At 50.1% G+C, this 14,796-nt stretch carries 20 protein-coding genes; 1 reads left to right on the forward strand and 19 read right to left on the reverse strand.

The window, feature by feature from the left end; all coding sequences use genetic code 11:
* Window positions 1-5 precede the first annotated feature (5 nt).
* From flgK to ACFO5U_RS02365, 14 genes are all read right to left on the reverse strand, one after another.
* A complete protein-coding gene (gene flgK / locus ACFO5U_RS02300; protein WP_377276330.1) occupies window positions 6-1,205 on the reverse strand; it encodes a flagellar hook-associated protein FlgK in 1,200 nt (399 codons plus the stop codon).
* Between the two features lie 26 nt (window positions 1,206-1,231).
* Window positions 1,232-1,708, reverse strand: a complete 477-nt coding sequence (locus tag ACFO5U_RS02305) for a flagellar protein FlgN (RefSeq protein ID WP_377276435.1) — start codon at window positions 1,706-1,708, stop codon at window positions 1,232-1,234.
* A 40-nt stretch (window positions 1,709-1,748) separates the two neighbouring features.
* Window positions 1,749-2,021 (reverse strand): flagellar biosynthesis anti-sigma factor FlgM, encoded by a 273-nt coding sequence (flgM, locus tag ACFO5U_RS02310; protein ID WP_377276332.1) that lies wholly within the window; start codon window positions 2,019-2,021, stop codon window positions 1,749-1,751.
* Between the two features lie 18 nt (window positions 2,022-2,039).
* Window positions 2,040-2,468, reverse strand: a complete 429-nt coding sequence (locus tag ACFO5U_RS02315) for a flagellar protein (RefSeq protein WP_377276334.1) — start codon at window positions 2,466-2,468, stop codon at window positions 2,040-2,042.
* Between the two features lie 60 nt (window positions 2,469-2,528).
* The gene (locus tag ACFO5U_RS02320) at window positions 2,529-2,945 is read right to left on the reverse strand and encodes a flagellar basal body-associated FliL family protein (RefSeq protein ID WP_377276336.1); all 417 of its coding nucleotides are present in this window, start codon (window positions 2,943-2,945) and stop codon (window positions 2,529-2,531) included.
* Between the two features lie 10 nt (window positions 2,946-2,955).
* Window positions 2,956-3,720, reverse strand: coding sequence for a flagellar motor protein MotB (gene motB / locus ACFO5U_RS02325; RefSeq protein ID WP_377276338.1), 765 nt, complete (start codon window positions 3,718-3,720; stop codon window positions 2,956-2,958).
* Window positions 3,710-4,507: a flagellar motor stator protein MotA gene (motA, locus tag ACFO5U_RS02330; protein WP_377276340.1), complete on the reverse strand. Its 798-nt coding sequence runs from the start codon at window positions 4,505-4,507 to the stop codon at window positions 3,710-3,712. Before motA ends, motB begins: the two co-directional genes overlap by 11 nt.
* A gap of 206 nt (window positions 4,508-4,713) precedes the next feature.
* Window positions 4,714-5,088, reverse strand: a complete 375-nt coding sequence (gene fliS / locus ACFO5U_RS02335) for a flagellar export chaperone FliS (RefSeq protein WP_377276342.1) — start codon at window positions 5,086-5,088, stop codon at window positions 4,714-4,716.
* Window positions 5,089-5,103: 15 nt separating this feature from the next.
* A complete protein-coding gene (gene fliT / locus ACFO5U_RS02340; RefSeq protein WP_377276344.1) occupies window positions 5,104-5,484 on the reverse strand; it encodes a flagellar protein FliT in 381 nt (126 codons plus the stop codon).
* Window positions 5,484-6,977 carry a flagellar filament capping protein FliD gene (fliD, locus tag ACFO5U_RS02345; protein ID WP_377276346.1) on the reverse strand — a complete coding sequence of 498 codons (1,494 nt, stop codon included), beginning with the start codon at window positions 6,975-6,977 and terminating at the stop codon, window positions 5,484-5,486. Before fliD ends, fliT begins: the two co-directional genes overlap by 1 nt.
* A 162-nt stretch (window positions 6,978-7,139) precedes the next feature.
* The gene (locus ACFO5U_RS02350; protein WP_377276348.1) at window positions 7,140-7,853 is read right to left on the reverse strand and encodes a glucosaminidase domain-containing protein; all 714 of its coding nucleotides are present in this window, start codon (window positions 7,851-7,853) and stop codon (window positions 7,140-7,142) included.
* Between the two features lie 183 nt (window positions 7,854-8,036).
* A complete protein-coding gene (locus ACFO5U_RS02355) occupies window positions 8,037-8,213 on the reverse strand; it encodes a YjfB family protein (RefSeq protein ID WP_377276350.1) in 177 nt (58 codons plus the stop codon).
* 441 nt (window positions 8,214-8,654) lie between these two features.
* Window positions 8,655-8,789: a flagellin gene (locus tag ACFO5U_RS02360; protein WP_377276352.1), complete on the reverse strand. Its 135-nt coding sequence runs from the start codon at window positions 8,787-8,789 to the stop codon at window positions 8,655-8,657.
* Between the two features lie 321 nt (window positions 8,790-9,110).
* Window positions 9,111-9,836, reverse strand: a complete 726-nt coding sequence (locus ACFO5U_RS02365; protein ID WP_377276354.1) for a flagellin N-terminal helical domain-containing protein — start codon at window positions 9,834-9,836, stop codon at window positions 9,111-9,113.
* A 191-nt stretch (window positions 9,837-10,027) separates the two neighbouring features.
* Between ACFO5U_RS02365 and ACFO5U_RS02370 the strand changes: the two genes are divergently transcribed.
* A complete protein-coding gene (locus ACFO5U_RS02370; RefSeq protein ID WP_377276356.1) occupies window positions 10,028-10,477 on the forward strand; it encodes a PH domain-containing protein in 450 nt (149 codons plus the stop codon).
* 311 nt (window positions 10,478-10,788) lie between these two features.
* Here ACFO5U_RS02370 and csrA read toward each other — a convergent pair whose 3' ends face one another.
* Genes csrA through ACFO5U_RS02395 form a run of 5 tightly spaced genes read right to left on the reverse strand, consistent with a single transcriptional unit; the run spans window position 10,789 to window position 14,794 of the window.
* Window positions 10,789-11,010 (reverse strand): carbon storage regulator CsrA, encoded by a 222-nt coding sequence (gene csrA / locus ACFO5U_RS02375; protein WP_377276358.1) that lies wholly within the window; start codon window positions 11,008-11,010, stop codon window positions 10,789-10,791.
* Between the two features lie 3 nt (window positions 11,011-11,013).
* Complete coding sequence (gene fliW, locus ACFO5U_RS02380) at window positions 11,014-11,460, reverse strand: flagellar assembly protein FliW (protein WP_377276360.1); 447 nt, start codon at window positions 11,458-11,460, stop codon at window positions 11,014-11,016.
* 29 nt (window positions 11,461-11,489) lie between these two features.
* Window positions 11,490-13,295 carry an adenylate/guanylate cyclase domain-containing protein gene (locus ACFO5U_RS02385; RefSeq protein WP_377276362.1) on the reverse strand — a complete coding sequence of 602 codons (1,806 nt, stop codon included), beginning with the start codon at window positions 13,293-13,295 and terminating at the stop codon, window positions 11,490-11,492.
* A gap of 12 nt (window positions 13,296-13,307) precedes the next feature.
* Window positions 13,308-13,652, reverse strand: a complete 345-nt coding sequence (locus ACFO5U_RS02390) for a DUF3307 domain-containing protein (protein ID WP_377276364.1) — start codon at window positions 13,650-13,652, stop codon at window positions 13,308-13,310.
* On the reverse strand, window positions 13,649-14,794 hold the full coding sequence (locus ACFO5U_RS02395) for a GAF and HD-GYP domain-containing protein (RefSeq protein WP_377276366.1): 1,146 nt from the start codon (window positions 14,792-14,794) through the stop codon (window positions 13,649-13,651). Before ACFO5U_RS02395 ends, ACFO5U_RS02390 begins: the two co-directional genes overlap by 4 nt.
* Window positions 14,795-14,796: the final 2 nt, after the last annotated feature.

Here is a 14,796-nt window from a genome sequence, read left to right on the forward strand (position 1 = left end):
CTGGCTCAACGCGCTGCCATTCGGTTAATGATCGTATCGAGCATTTGGTCGGTCGTCGATACGAGACGGGCCGCCGCATTGTAGGCATGCTGATATTTCACCAAGTTCGCCATCTCCTCATCAAGTGAGACGCCCGTTACAGACTGGCGGCGGTTCTCCGTCGAGACCAGCAATTGCTGCTGCGTCGAGACGGCGTATCCGGCCGTTTGCGCTTTAGCGCCCAGCCCGCTGACGAGTGAGCGGAAATCGGCTTGAATCTTTTTCATGTTTCCATCGAGCCCTTCCGGCATTTGCAGAACCGCATCTTTTGCTACAACCAACTGGCCATTTGCGGTTCCGTTGAACACATTGCCGTTGGCTTTGGCAAAGTCACTGACCGTTCCGGCGATTTGCTGCTGGTAACTTTCGACTGACTCCAGTGCTTGTGCGAGGCCGCCGATCTTGCCCCCGGCTGCTGCACCGAATTCAATCGACTCTCCGTCACCGAGTGCCCTTTTGTCGGATGCTATTGTAATCGCATAACTGCCGTCCGCCTTTTCACTGACTTTGATATCCATCAGCTTAGCCAGCTCTTCGACAGCGACATCCCGTTCGTCACGCAAATCGTTCGCTTGCGGCCCGGTCCGGACGATGCTGGTGTTCAAGTCGGCAATCCGCGAAAGCAAAATTTTCGCTTCGCTTTCCGCTGCCATGCTGCGCTCTTTCAATTCAGCTGTCAACTCCGAAAGCGACCGGTCGATCGACTTGGCGACATCCGCAAATGCCTGTGCCCGTTCTTTCACGACGGCTTGTGCCGCTGGATTTTGCGGGTCACTCGAAAGATCCTGCCAAGCGCTCCACAGACGGTCCATCGATGCGTTGAGCCCAGCATCCCCCGGCTCCCCGAAAATCGTTTCCACATTTCCAAGCGCTTCACTTTTGGCTTGCCATTCCGAAAGCCCCGATGAATGGGTCCGGTATTGCTGGTCGAGAAAGCTGTCGCGTACACGCATGATCGAATCGATCGACACCCCACTGCCCAACTGGCCGGTGCCTGCGCCTTTTGCCGTCCATACCTCGAGAGAAGGCGAGGAACTCGTATTCACTTGTTGGCGCGAATAGCCTTTCGTGTTGGCGTTCGCGATATTATGACCCGTCGCCGAAATGCTTGCCTGACCGGCAGACAAGCCGCGGCGGCCGATTTCCAATCCATGAAAAGTTGACACGTAATCCCCTGCTTTCCCCTTGAGGCTTATGCTTTCGTATCGAAAAAGCCTCGATTATCTGTCTGTGGTTTTTGAGCACCCGATTGCGGCTGGTAATTGAACGGCTGCTGTTTCGGGGCCGTGACCTGGTCGATCATCTGCTGGACGAAGCCCATCGAATCGAGCACCAGTTTTTCATTGTGGCGATTTTTTTGCTGCAGTTCCTCGAGCAAGTGCTGCAAGGTTTTCAGCTGTTGCTTGAGTGCTTGCTTGGCTGATTCATCCGACATTTGATCGGCGAACTGGCTGAAATTCAATCCGGGATGTTCTTCGAGTACGTCCGTTACCAAGCGCTGACGCTCGTCTTCGAGCTGGCCGAGGCGCCGGATAAGCCGCGTTTCCTCTTTCACTAATTCTGTCAGCTCGTCAACCTTATGCTCGATCAGCACCGTTTGCTTGCGTTCTGCATAACGGATTAATTGCTGCTGAATCGTGATCAACTCATCAAGTGTCGCGGTCATCATTTTCAGCACCGGACTTCCCTCTTTTCCCACTGCTTATTTCTCATTTATCGAACCAGTACTCATGGAGCTTGTCAGCTACTTTGCCACTGTCGACTTGGTATTCTCCTGACGCGACCTGCGCCTTCAGCAATTGGACCTTCTCTTGCCGGGCGATATCCGCTTCCGTGTTTTTCTCGAACATCGCCTTCGCCTCACTTGAAATCTGCAGATGGTCTTCTTGTTGCAGCGGGCGCACTTTCGCAGCCGGAGTCACCTGCATTTGCTTTTGATAGGATTGTATAAAGGAAGAACCATTCGTTTTGTCGATATTCATTCCTTCACCGCCTCTTTGTTATTTCTTCATCTTCCAATATTGTGCGTTAGCGAGCTGCCGTTTGTCCACTGTTTCCGTCTGTTGCGCATCATTCAAGATTGCTTGCACTTCATTTCTGAATGTACGCTGGCAGCCTTCGCATAATAGTTGCCGGCTGATGAGCGTTTCGCAATGTGCACACGGATAGCCCAACAGCGGGTAATCTGCAGCAAAAATGCGGCCCTCCTTCAAAAACTCGACAACTTTATTCACTGAGACACCGGTGAATGCATTTACATCTTCAATAGAAGCATTACGGTGTTCCGGATTTTTCAGAAACGCATCAACTTTTTTAAATGCCGCTTCATTTTCACGATAGCAGTCAAGGCAACAATCGATTTGATCACGTAAATACAGCGCTCCGCAGCTGGGGCAATTTTCTAGTTGTGGGCTGCTCAAGTTAATCACCTGTTTCCTCTATAACCTTATTATCGGCTCGTTGTTGTAAATGTTTAGCGTTATTTATGATTATTGCACTTTAAATTCCGTCACGAGCACACGCTCAACAGTTCCTTCGCTTACAAGTTCCTGGAGCCGCTCGGTCATCTGCGCTTCTAGTGAACTGATGCCTTCCGCGCCGACCAAGTCCTCTTTTTCCATGCCGGCGACCGTTGCAATCGCTGCAGCGCGCACTTCCGGATGGCGCATCTCCACTTCTTCTTTAGCTTTTTTATCGCCCAATAAAATATTGAACTGGACGACAGCATAGGAAGACGGGGTCGCGAGATTGGTGGTGATTTCTTCGGTGCTAACGCTCAGCGCAGCAATTTCTTCTGCGCTAAGGGGTGCATCCGTATCAGCTTTCGCTTCTTTTTGGATAAAATAAAACGCTCCGCCGGCACCGACAAGTGAAGCGATCAACAAAACAATCAATACTTTTTTCATGGTCCACCTCTTACTCTTCGGTTTCTTCCTGATAAGGAGAAATGAGCACTTCGACACGCCTGTTCTCTGCGCGCCCTTGTGCGGTGTCGTTCGATGCAATCGGCTGGTATTCGCTATAACCGGTGGCGCTGAATTTCTGCGGATCCAAATCGCCGTTTTCCAACAAAATCTTCATGAAATTGATGGCGCGCGCTGAACTGAGTTCCCAGTTCGAATCAAATTCCCCGCCGGCAGTCGGCACATTGTCGGTATGGCCTTCAATATAAATCATGCGTGGCGGATCGCTGACCAATAGCTCCGACAATTCGCTTGCAATCAAATTCGCCTGTTCGTCAATATCGGCACTGCCCGACTGGTACAATACGCCTTCGTTGATCGTCAGCATTAAGCCTTTGTCGGTCAATTCGGTTTCAAGCCGCGGCGACAAGCCTTTGTCCGCGATATAGGATTCCAATTTTTCCTGAAACTCCATCAATTCTTTGCGGTCGCGCGCTGCCCGTACTTCTTCGAGCAATTCTTCGGTCACGCCTTCTTCGGCGATTTCCGCAAACGGCGAACTGTTGTCGAGTTCAACCGGCGCAGATTGGTCAAGTATGCCGGTGCCGCCTTGAAGTTCAATATTGAACGACTCGGAAATGGCTTTGAATTTTTGCGCGTCCACTTCACTCGCTGCAAACAACACGATAAACAGCGCCAAAAGCAGCGTCAAAATGTCGGCATATGGGATGAGCCACGACTCATCGACATGTTCTTCATGCTTTTTTTTACGCTTCAACCCCAACACCACTCTCTGGTTCGTCTTCGAGTATACGATCCTTCGCCGGCAAATACGTCAAAAGCTTTTCTTCCACTGTCCGCGCCGGCAAACCTTCTTGTACGGCAAGCAGGCCCTCGAGCATAATTTGTTTCGTGCGCGCTTCCTGTTCGGATTTGCGCTTGAGTTTATTGGCAAAGGGATGCCATAAGACATAACCTGTAAAAATCCCGAACAATGTGGCAATAAAGGCCGCCGAGATCGATTTCCCGAGCAATGCCACATCATCTAAATGGCTGAGTGCCGCAACGAGCCCGATAACCGCTCCCAATACCCCAAGTGTCGGTGCGTAAGTGCCCGCTTGCGTGAAGATTTTCGCGCCGAGTTCATGGCGGTCTTCCATTGCCGCGATGTCTTCTTCCATCAAGCCGCGGATATGCTCATGGGATTGCCCGTCGACGACCATTTTCAAGCCGCGCTGCAAAAACGGATCTTCAACTTGTTCTGCGCGCTCTTCTAGCGCCAGCAAGCCTTCTTTGCGGGCCACCATCGCCCAGCCGGTAAACATTGGGATCATTTCTTTGATCGGCATCGTTTTCTGCTCGCCGAACAAAACTTTGAAAAGTCCCGGGATGCGTTTGACTTCTTCTGCCGGGAAGGCGATGAGAATGCATGCCGCCGTGCCGAGAAAGATGATGACGAGTGCTGCCGGGTTGTACAAGGCGACCGGGCTCGAGCCTTTTAGCGCCATGCCGCCGATAAGCACAAACATGCCGATGATGATACCTAACCAAGATGTCTTATCCACGTCCATACCTCATTTCGCTTTTGAATCATTCGAACTTTATAAGTTGAAGAAATAAATTCCTTATTTAAAAATTCCGCAAAACCGCTGCGCTTTCCCGCGGGAGTCTCCGGGGGTTTGCTCCATACGTATTGTTATAAACTTTAACGAATATATTTATTTCCAATAAATTCCTTAATTAACTAAACAATCAGTTCAGCTTACATAAATCATTGTTTGGCTAATACCATTGCTTGCTTCCATGTGTTGCGCAGTTCTTTTATGTCTTCCATTGTGGCGTCGAGCAGTGTGGCGTCATTTTTCATGTTCGCTTCGACCAGCCGGTTGTATTGGAATTCATAAAGCTGTTCGAGTTCTTTTGACAGCGCGATCCCTGGGTTCAAGGTGCTGCGCAGTTCCTGGATGATGTTTTGGGCTTTCAGGAGATTTTTGTTTTTTTCTTCAAATTGTTTATCTTGCATCGCTTTTTTCGCGAGTTTGATGAATTTCAAGCAGCCGTTATACAGCATCAAAGTCAGTTCTTCGGGTGCTGCGGTCATGACGGAGTTTTGCTGGTACGCTTCGTACGGATTGATCGTGGCCATTTCGGTTCCCCTTTCTTACTTGCGCTGATCGATGAATGAACCGCCGCTAGCAGTTTGGCGGTAAGCGCCGGCGTACTTGCCGGATGCTTGCTTGGTTTGGCTGATGCGGTTCATTTGGATGGAGAATTGCTCGTGCAGTTTGCCCATGAGCGGCTGCAATTCCACTTCGATTACCTGAATCTGCCCGATCACATGCTGTTGTTCCGCGCTCCATTCGCCTGGTGCTTGACTGGCTAAGATTTCGATCGTCTGTTGGCGCTGAACGAATAAATCCTGCAAGGTTTCCAGCTGTTCCACATTGTTTTTTTCCATGTCCGAATCGACGGAACTTGCTTGTGTGTAAATCGCTGTTGTCAGCGACAGAAATTCAGTTAACAGGTCGGTTTTCTCGTTCATTACATGCCTCCGAATAAGTTCTGCTGCATCCAGGCGCTTTGTGAGTTCATTTTACTAAGTGCTTTTTCCATGGCGGTGAACTGGCTCCAGTAGCGATCTTCAATGCCGGTTAGCCGGGTCTGCCAACGCGTGATTTCCGATTCCATGCGGCGCAGCTTCTTGGTCATCGTGCTATTGTCGACCGAACTCGTCGGGCTGCCTGCTTGTGCGCTTAAACTCCGCACGATGTCGTTAAGCTTATCGTAGACGCGTGCGCCGACGCCGTTGCCGGCATCATTGCGGACCGTAAACAGCTGCATCACTTCATCCGGCTTTTCGGTCAATGCCGCGCTCAACTTCGCTTCATCAATAAACAGCTTGCCGCCTTCGCGGTAGTCACCGGTATTGATGCCGATTTGCGACAACATGTTCAAATTGCCTGGCGCAACGCCTCCGACCTGGTCCATAAACGCACGCCGCAGATCCTGCAAGGCAGATTTCATGACGGGGTCGTTGCGGAGCAGACCGCTGCGCGCTTTTTCTTCCCATAATTCGATTTCTTTTTCGCTCATGTCTTTTTTCTGGTCATCAGAGAGCGGCTGGAAATTCGGATAACGCTTCTCGACGATCTGCTTTTGCAAGTCTTCGATTGCTTTGTTATACGAGTCAACAAAGTCTTTGATCATCTGCGTCGGCTTGGACGGATCGGCTTGGACGCGTACTGTCGTTGAAGCACCTGGCGCGTCGACTTTCAACAATTGGATGGTCAAACCGTTGACGGTCGTCTTATCGGTTTTCAAGCCGTCGACCGTGACGCCGTCGATCGTGACCGAACCGTTTGTCGCCACAGTCGAAGCGATGGAGCTTTGAGCGGTGCCGGTAATTTGGCGGCCCAGATCCACATTGTCTGTGCCGTCGTCATTGGTGAACTTCATGGTGAAGTTCTGCGCGGCGCCCAGTTCTTTGGAAGTGATGAAAAAGCGCGACGTCGTGTTATCGAAATTGACGCGCAATGCCGGTTCACTGCCTGCGGTTGCGTCCTGCAGTTTTTTAGCGACATCAGCATAGGTCATGTTTTCAGTAATGCTCACTTCGATTGCCGTGGTGCCTTGTACTGTGATTTGCCCGGCGACGCCGATTGTGTCGGTCGATTTTGCCGGTTGGTCGTTCGCTTTCAGAATCTGTGCACCGGAAGTCATTTTCGCTGGTGTGGCGAGTGAATTGACGCGTACATCGTAAGTTCCGTTCATTGCTTGTGCCGTCGTTGTGATGCTTGCGCTGCCGGATCCGCTTGTTTGAGCGCTATAAGCATTAAAACTCGACTGCAGGCGCAAATTGCTCGCGCTCGTGCGCAAATTCGAGAACGTTAGGTTCTGCTTTCGTGTCGCTTCTTGCTGCCATTCGGTCCAGACTTTTTGCTGCATCAATTTATCCAAAGGCATTTTCTGTATTTGCATCATTTGTTTGACGATGGAGTCGGTATCCATCCCTGAAGCTAATCCGCCTACGCGCATAGTATCCACTCCATTTCCATAATCCTGTTACTCTTACTATCGGCAAGATATGCGATTTTTTTAGCAGGAAATTGAATCTTTTTAACATATAGGTTAAAACTGTTCGCCAGTTTGACATAGAAATAAAAAAACCGACTCCATATGGGAATCGGCTTTTGAAGATTATAAAGTATTGTAAAAGCGCTGAACGCCTGTGGTCCAGTGGTTGTTGAGTCCTGTCGGATCGTTCGCTGCGCCTACGGGAGCATATTTCGCACCGATTTGCGCGATGCTTTCTTTGCCTTGATTCAAGTAATTTTGACGCAAATTGCGTGCCATATCGTAAATGCTGTCCGCCACTGTCTCGTAGCTGCGCAGCCCGTTTTTGCCCATCATGCCGGCGATATTGTTTTTCTCATTCGCAGCACGTGACGTGCCATTTCCCGTTTCATGCACGGCAATCGCAGACAGGAGTTTCGGGTCGATATCGTATTTCTTTCCGGCTTCGATAAAATGCACAGCCGCTCCGCTCAGTTTCCCGGCGAGCTGCTCATCTAGTTTCAAAAACTGTACCGGACGGAATTTCAAGTCGCTTTTATCCGCAGCACTTGTCGCCACGGCTTTATGCTCCATCGTCAAGTTCGCAACAGCTGGGTTATAGGAATTCCCTGGTGTCATGAAAGACAATCCATTAGCTGGTGCTTGTTGTTGCATTTGCCCTTGCGGCTGCTGGACATTCTCCATCATCGCCGCCATCAACAACATCAAAAACGAACCCGGACCTCCCATACCTGACGCTTGGTTGTTCGCGGATCCACTTCCGTTCATCGGTGTCGACTGCTGAAGCGAACTCATCGCCGACTGAAACAGCCAATTTGAATTGATCGGCCCCATCATAATTCTTCCACACCTTCCGTTTCCATTTGTTCGTTTAGTTTACAAGAATCTTTTGGAAAAAAGAATAGGCGGATTGGGGGTAAGGGTGGGATAGGAAGGTTTTAATTGGAATGGAATCTGTGACTTTTTACCGTTTCTGTATAAGAAAAAGAAGCTTCCATTGTGAAAGTTTTTTGAGTTGTCTTAACCTTTTAAATCTAGCGAACCGCCAATATGCGGCTGAACCGATTGCTCAAGCATCTTCACGACATTCGCGCTGTTTGTCTCGGACTGATCCATCGCTTTCTTCATAATTGAAACGCTCGCTTCTTGCCGAACATTCATTTGGCTGAGTGCCATCGATAACGCTGCGATATCCATCTGAATTCCTCCTCGTAAACGTGCTTATAAAAAAGGAGCCTAGAATCAGGCTCCTTTTCAAACTTAAAATTAACGAAGTAGTTGAAGAACAGCTTGTGGCTGTTGGTTGGCTTGCTTTGCCGCTATGTCTTTCGATCATAGAATAGACTATATCTTCACCCTCATTCTCGAGGGGCTGGGCACTTCGAACGGCGCTTGCCGCCCTACGGATTTCATCGCCATAGCTTTTCGCCTTAGACGGTCTATCCTAGTCGTTGAACCTTCTCCAGAGTTTCCTCACAGGAGCTTGGCTGCTGATTATCCATTGGTGCATCCCCGTCATTTTCAGACCATCACGCCGACCGTTTCCAGTTACGTTGTGGTTGATGGGGCTTTAGGAAGTTCCAGCAATTCACCCAGTTATACTCTAACCCGTTACCCGGTTAGACGCCCTAGAATCAATTATCTCAACAGTTGTAAAACTGCTTGAGGGATTTGATTGGATTGAGCCAACATCGCTTGTGATGCTTGTGCAAGAATCGAGTTCTTTGTTTGTTCCATCATTTCTTTCGCCATCGTGCGAACATTTACTTTCATAAATGACTAGACTATATCTTCACCCTCTAAACTAGTAGGGGCCGGGCACTTCGGATCGGTCAGTGCTGATGGACACTGCGTCACCTACGGATTTCATCACCATAGCTCTCGCCTTAGATGGTCTATCCTAGTCGTTGAACCTTCTCCACTCTTTCGAGACAGGAGCTTGGCTGCTGATTGCCCAATCTTTTATTTTCTCAAGCCGTCACGTCTGCCGTTTCCAACTGCGTTGTGGCAATAAAAGCTATCAGGGCTTTCCAGCAATTCACCCGGTCGTAATCTCTAACCGTTACCAGTTAGGACGACTGTACCTCTGCTCGCCTACGCGGCTTCGGCATAATCAACGTCGCGGATACGTGATTCCGCTGCTGTAAGGTTTTCAGCTGATGTGTTCAAGTTATTTGTCGTATGGTCAAGTCGGTTTTGTTTAGCACCCAATTGAGAGCGCTCGTCTGATACTAGTTTGATTGCATCGTCAAGAGTTGTGAGAGCTGCAGTAGCTGCCGCTGCATCACTAACATCAAGTGCGTCTACTCCAAGTCCAGCAGCATCCATTGTAGCAAAAGTCACATCAAGCTGTTGATCTGTATTAGCCCCGATTTGGAAAGTGAAAACTCCAGATGCTCCACCAGTTCCATCCAACAAGTTCTGTCCGTTAAATTGAGTAGTTGTAGCAATACGCCCAATTTCCTCAACTAAGTCATCGATTTCAACTTGGATTACTTCACGGTCATCTGCAGTGTTCGTATCGTTACCTGCTTGGACAGTAAGTTCACGCATGCGCTGAAGAATATCGTGCGTTTCGTTCAATGCACCTTCTGCAGTTTGGATCATGGAAATTGCATCTTGCGAGTTGCGTGAAGCTTGCTCTAATCCGCGAATCTGTCCGCGCATTTTTTCAGAGATTGAAAGTCCAGCTGCGTCGTCTTTCGCGCTGTTGATACGAAGACCTGAAGACAATTTCTCCATGCTGTTTGCTTGAGCATTAGTTGCGCTGCTCAACTGACGGTGAGTGTTTAGAGCTGTGATATTGTGATTGATAATCATTGTGTATTACCTCCGTGTAATGTTTTTGTTTTTGCAAGCGCCCAAATCCGTTTGGACTGCCTTACACTCTATTTATCGGTAGGCGTTTTAAAATGTTTAGCTTTTTTGAAAAAAATTCTAAAAACTTTTTGAAGCCGCTTCTGTTCTCTTGCGTATTAGTAGTAATCCCTTGATGGAGGGAAGAACTATCCGTGACATTCCGCTCCAAGATCGACCGACCATTTCTGATGCTTTACGGCGCGGCGACGCTCTTGATTGCTGTTTCTTGTTTTTGGCCATTCTTTTTCGATGATGACATGCCACTTTCTGCCGCCGCTATCCTCATTTCAATCTTCGTCGGCACTATCGCCTTTATGTTATGGCTTATTCTCGGCATTTCCTATGTATTCCGTGACGATCATATATTCGTGAAGGCGGGGCCACTGCGGACAAAAATCGCGTATGAGGACATTTCGCTCATCTCACCGACTTCGGATATTCTTACGGGAATGCGGATGCTTTCTTCACGAGACGCACTCGAGATCTTTTACCCCAAAGCTGTCATGGACAGCGTCAAAATCTCTCCTGCCGAACAACGACGATTCCTCGATGAATTAATGAAGCGGGTGCCTCGTGATAAGTTTCATCGCTCCTTGCTGTAAATCAACAAACCTGAAGCGAACTGCATACCCCCTCAGGTCTTCCGGTGTGTTGAATAAGTTAATAACTTACGCTAATTTATGAAAATAGATACTTTTACTACACCAAAGACCGAGAAACGTCTAAGTATTTGGAGAAGCGTTTGCTCGACTCCTATGGGAATAGCGGGTTTGAGAGACCCCACAGTGAGCGTAGCGATCGAGGAGGCTCGATTCCCGCCCCATGGAAAGCGAGCGATAAGCTTCGGAAAATACGCTTTGCTTGATAGTTTGAAAAACCTGAAGCAAGCTCATGTTCGAGCTCGCTTCAGGTTTTATTTTTTCATTTTCAAGAAATCACTAATATCAATCACATTCGAGATAGCTCTCTTGTTCTCTTCCTGGATCTCCAAGTAAATCTCTTTCCGGTGGACCGGAATTTCTTTTGGTGCGGAAATCCCTAGTTTGATGAGGTCGCCTTCGATAGAAGTAACGGTGATTTCAATGTTGTCGTCGATGACGATCGATTCGCCGACTTTGCGTCCGAGTACGAGCATCGCTTACACCTGCCTTGCCGCTTGTTGGAACAGCGGATGTTTCACTTGGTAGTTCGGGTTTTGGAGGACAATCTGCTTGCCGAGCTGCTTCTTGTTGTTAATGACGACCGGCGCTTTCAAGTTCGCTGTCGCCTCCACAATATTTTGATTCGGCGTGACGGTCACAAGCACGATCGCATCGGACGGATCTGCCAGCTTCAATTGCCCTGTAAGAGCGTCATCAAGCTTCACTTCATAGTCCGGTAAAAAGACGAATGGGTCTGCCATAAAGAAACTGATCGCCGCGTGCTCCGTTGATTGAAGGAAAAAGAACGGCGAGTCGCCTGATGGATCTGCCGGCAAGAGCACGAATTTCGTCTCCTCTTCAAATCCCGGGATGCCGCGTTCGAATGTGAGCAAACGGTCGTCCGCGAGTTCGAGTTCGCCGAATTGGTCTGTATGGATTTTCATAGCTGACTTCCTTTCTCTATAAACTTGATTTAGCCTGCTTCTATACGGGCGATTTCCTGCATGCGCAAACGCACCAAGGCTTGCTCGCCTTCGATGCCTTTTAACTCAGCGCTGAACGGTTCGATGGACAATTGTGAAGAAGCGAGCAATGCCGCCACGTCCGGCTGCTCCAGAAGCGCTCCGCTGATGATCACTTCGCCCGCGTCGCCTTGGCCTTGCACGCGCGCCGCCAAATTAACCGTTCGGCCGAAATAATCGAGCCGGTCGTTCGAGTTGACGGCGATCGCCGGTCCGCTGAACAGGCCGAGCCTTAGTAGCAGTGTATCATTTGTTTGTTCGTTAAAGGCGTCTAGTTTTTGTTGTATCGCGAGCGCTGCTTTGACGCCGTCTGCGGGTTTTGAGAACACCGCCATGACCGCGTCGCCAATCGTCTTGACGACGCTGCCGGAATTTTGCTTAATGTGTTCGGTCAAAAAATCGAAATGACTGCGCACACGTCCGTAAGCGTTGGCGTCTCCCGCTTCTTCGTACAGCGCGGTTGAGCCTTTCAAATCGGTAAAGAGGATCGTCACATGGCCGATGGCGATTTTCTGCCCCGGTGCCAACACTTCCGATGAAAACAAATCACGGAATTCCTGCATGGCGGTCACTTTCGACGCCGTTACCGTGTCTTCGCTCCAATCGGCGTATTCGAGTGCGACGACGATATCCGAATCGCTGTCATTGGCGACGGAAAAACCTACTGCATCGACCGCCTCCTGAATCCAGCCGGTTTGTGTATAACGGAATGCGCCGCTGCGTGTGACCGCTATTTGGTCGTTTGCCTGCAACACACGCAAGCGCAGCGGCTTCTCGACTGACGCAGCAGCAAAGCCCGCCGTCTCGCCTGATGCGATGATCTGCTGGGCTTTGACGTGTGGCGTGATGACCGGGCCGCCCACACAATACACTTCTGCGTAAGCTGTGCGAATCGTCGGATGAACCGCAAAATGCAATTCGACGGATTGGTCGAACTCCGTATCATACACGACGCCGCATAAATCACAGTGAAATTGCTGCTCGAGGTCGGACAGGCTGCGATGTTCGTCTTTTGATACGCGGCAATTCGGGCAGATGACGTGCCAGCTCATGTCCAGCAAGCCGGTTTTCGTTGCGTATAATAAGCCTCTCAGCACCTCAGTTGGGGGCATTCCCCACAGTTTCGCCAGTTGTTTCGGCATGATTTCCGCCACGTCTTGGTCGGCACTTTCTGCCAAATAACTGGCCAAGCAATCCGTGAATTCCGGATTCACCGGATACACGTTGAGCTTTTCACTCAAACGCTCAAGCTCGCCAAAGTTCACTTTCGGGGTCGTCTTTTTCACGGAGGCAGTTAGACCGCCACCTTTTGCGTAACCGTCCAAATAACCCATGATTTTTTTGACGGCCGGCAGCCCGGTCGTCTGGATCGCCGCATAGCCGAGCACATTGCGCGGCGCGAACTCCGCCGTCAGCCGAATTTTCGTTCGCGCACCTTCTTGTACATCAAAAAGCTCAATCTTCAGCACGTAATACAAAAGCGGGCCCGACAAATAGCGCCGCTCGACTGTATAAAACTCGTGCTCTTGCCATTCGAACGGAAACTCCTGCCATTCCATCGGCACAAAGCCCATCGCTTTGGCCGCCGCTTTCCGGTAAAACACGCCGTTCGCATCGGTCTTTGCCGGTTGAAACGCCACCGGAAACATTCCGATTGCATCGTTCATGCGATTGTTATCGGCAAGCAACTGCCACGCCATTTCCCGCTCGAGCGGGTATTCTTGTTCAAGCACATAGCTTTTTGGTTTCAATTTCATCTAGATTCACTCCTATGATAGCGCAATCGCCAAAGCCAGAAACAATAAATGGAAAATCTGGTCCGCCACAATCGACAGCCACCTGCTTTCAGACCCGGTGGTCATCTGAACGCGCTTGACCCAAAACTGGACAAAGCTGCGTCTATCTAAGATGACGTGGCTGATGAAGATCAAAGCGATCGCTGACAGGGACAAGCCGCCTGCCAACAAGCCGAACAATGCGATCACTGCGGTATAGACCGTAACGTGCGTCAACAGCGGCAACCATTTCGTGGCTTTGTGTTTCGCCATCCAGGCCGTCTGCAGCAAAAAGTCGCCGACCAAATGCCCCAGCAGTAAAAAATCAAACATGCTCATATCCGGTATCTCCGCTCTGTTTTATACGTGCTTGTGTCATAATCGCATTCTTCCAGAATCGACATCATCGCATCGACCATCCTGTCTTCAAACAAGCTGCCGCGGCAGCGCATCAGCTCTTCGGCACCCTCACGCTGCGTTAGTCCTTTGCTGTACGGACGCGCTGTGGTCATCGCATCGAACGCATCTGCCACACCGACGATTCGCGCAAATAGCGGAATGGCTTCGCCTGTCAGCCTTTCCGGATAACCGCTGCCGTCCATGCGCTCGTGATGGGATTTCGCTGTTTCGACCGAGCGCTCCATCGCATGGCGCGGTTCCATATTCGCCAATATGCCGGCGCCGATGGTCGTATGCTTTTGGATTGCCTCGAATTCCTCTTGCGACAAGCGTCCCGGTTTTTGCAGCAGTTCATCGCGAATGCCGATTTTGCCGATATCGTGGAGCAGCGCCGCTTTATACAGCTCTTCGCATTCGCTTTGCTCGAGCTCGATTTTCTGGGCGATCCACAAGGAATAATCCGCCACCCGTTCGGAATGGCCGGCCGTATACGGATCCCGTGCGTCCAACACACTTGCCAAGGTGCGGATCATGCTGATGAGCATGCGGTTCAGCTCGTCGTACATTTGGCTATTGTGAAGCGCGAGTGCGGATTGCTGTGCCAAAGCTTGTGCCAGGCGCATATCCTGTTCGGTGAAAAACTTGCCGTCTTGTTTGTTGAGCAATTGCAGCGAACCGAGCTGCTGATCCTTAACCATCAACGGCACGGTTAAAAGCGAACGCGTGACAAATCCTAGCTGTTGGTCGACGCGTTGATTCCAGTCCGGATGCTCTGCGGCGTCTTCGATGCGCTCTGCCTGCCCGGTCTCCAGCACTTTCCAGACAATACCCTGGCCTTTCGGGAGCTCGACATCCAAAATTTCCGATGCGGCTGGCCCGTGGGCAGAGACGGCGCGTAAATTGGCTCCGTCGGTATCGGCTACCCACAGTGTCCCAGCTTCGGCGCCGATTACTTGCACCATTTGCCATAAAATATTGTCGAATACTTTCTCCAGTTCCAGGTGGGAGTTGAGTTGTTTTGACGCATCCCATAAAGTCATGAGCTCTTGCATGCGCTGTTCCAGTTGTTTGGTATCTTCCATAA

The organism is Planococcus dechangensis (genome assembly GCF_042654465.1).
Classification (GTDB): Bacteria; Bacillota; Bacilli; order Bacillales_A; family Planococcaceae; genus Planococcus; species Planococcus dechangensis.

Excerpts from the sequence above, each read along its gene's own strand:
- ACFO5U_RS02305 (WP_377276435.1), bottom strand. The coding sequence starts at position 1,708 with ATGATGACCGCGACACTTGATGAGTTGATCACGATTCAGCAGCAATTA.
- flgM (WP_377276332.1), bottom strand. The coding sequence starts at position 2,021 with ATGAATATCGACAAAACGAATGGTTCTTCCTTTATACAATCCTATCAA.
- ACFO5U_RS02320 (WP_377276336.1), bottom strand. The coding sequence starts at position 2,945 with ATGAAAAAAGTATTGATTGTTTTGTTGATCGCTTCACTTGTCGGTGCC.
- fliS (WP_377276342.1), bottom strand. The coding sequence starts at position 5,088 with ATGGCCACGATCAATCCGTACGAAGCGTACCAGCAAAACTCCGTCATG.
- fliT (WP_377276344.1), bottom strand. The coding sequence starts at position 5,484 with ATGAACGAGAAAACCGACCTGTTAACTGAATTTCTGTCGCTGACAACA.
- fliD (WP_377276346.1), bottom strand. The coding sequence starts at position 6,977 with ATGCGCGTAGGCGGATTAGCTTCAGGGATGGATACCGACTCCATCGTC.
- ACFO5U_RS02350 (WP_377276348.1), bottom strand. The coding sequence starts at position 7,853 with ATGATGGGGCCGATCAATTCAAATTGGCTGTTTCAGTCGGCGATGAGT.
- ACFO5U_RS02355 (WP_377276350.1), bottom strand. The coding sequence starts at position 8,213 with ATGGATATCGCAGCGTTATCGATGGCACTCAGCCAAATGAATGTTCGG.
- ACFO5U_RS02360 (WP_377276352.1), bottom strand. The coding sequence starts at position 8,789 with ATGAAAGTAAATGTTCGCACGATGGCGAAAGAAATGATGGAACAAACA.
- ACFO5U_RS02365 (WP_377276354.1), bottom strand. The coding sequence starts at position 9,836 with ATGATTATCAATCACAATATCACAGCTCTAAACACTCACCGTCAGTTG.
- csrA (WP_377276358.1), bottom strand. The coding sequence starts at position 11,010 with ATGCTCGTACTCGGACGCAAAGTCGGCGAATCGATCGTCATCGACGAC.
- fliW (WP_377276360.1), bottom strand. The coding sequence starts at position 11,460 with ATGAAAATCCATACAGACCAATTCGGCGAACTCGAACTCGCGGACGAC.
- ACFO5U_RS02385 (WP_377276362.1), bottom strand. The coding sequence starts at position 13,295 with ATGAAATTGAAACCAAAAAGCTATGTGCTTGAACAAGAATACCCGCTC.
- ACFO5U_RS02390 (WP_377276364.1), bottom strand. The coding sequence starts at position 13,652 with ATGAGCATGTTTGATTTTTTACTGCTGGGGCATTTGGTCGGCGACTTT.
- ACFO5U_RS02395 (WP_377276366.1), bottom strand. The coding sequence starts at position 14,794 with ATGGAAGATACCAAACAACTGGAACAGCGCATGCAAGAGCTCATGACT.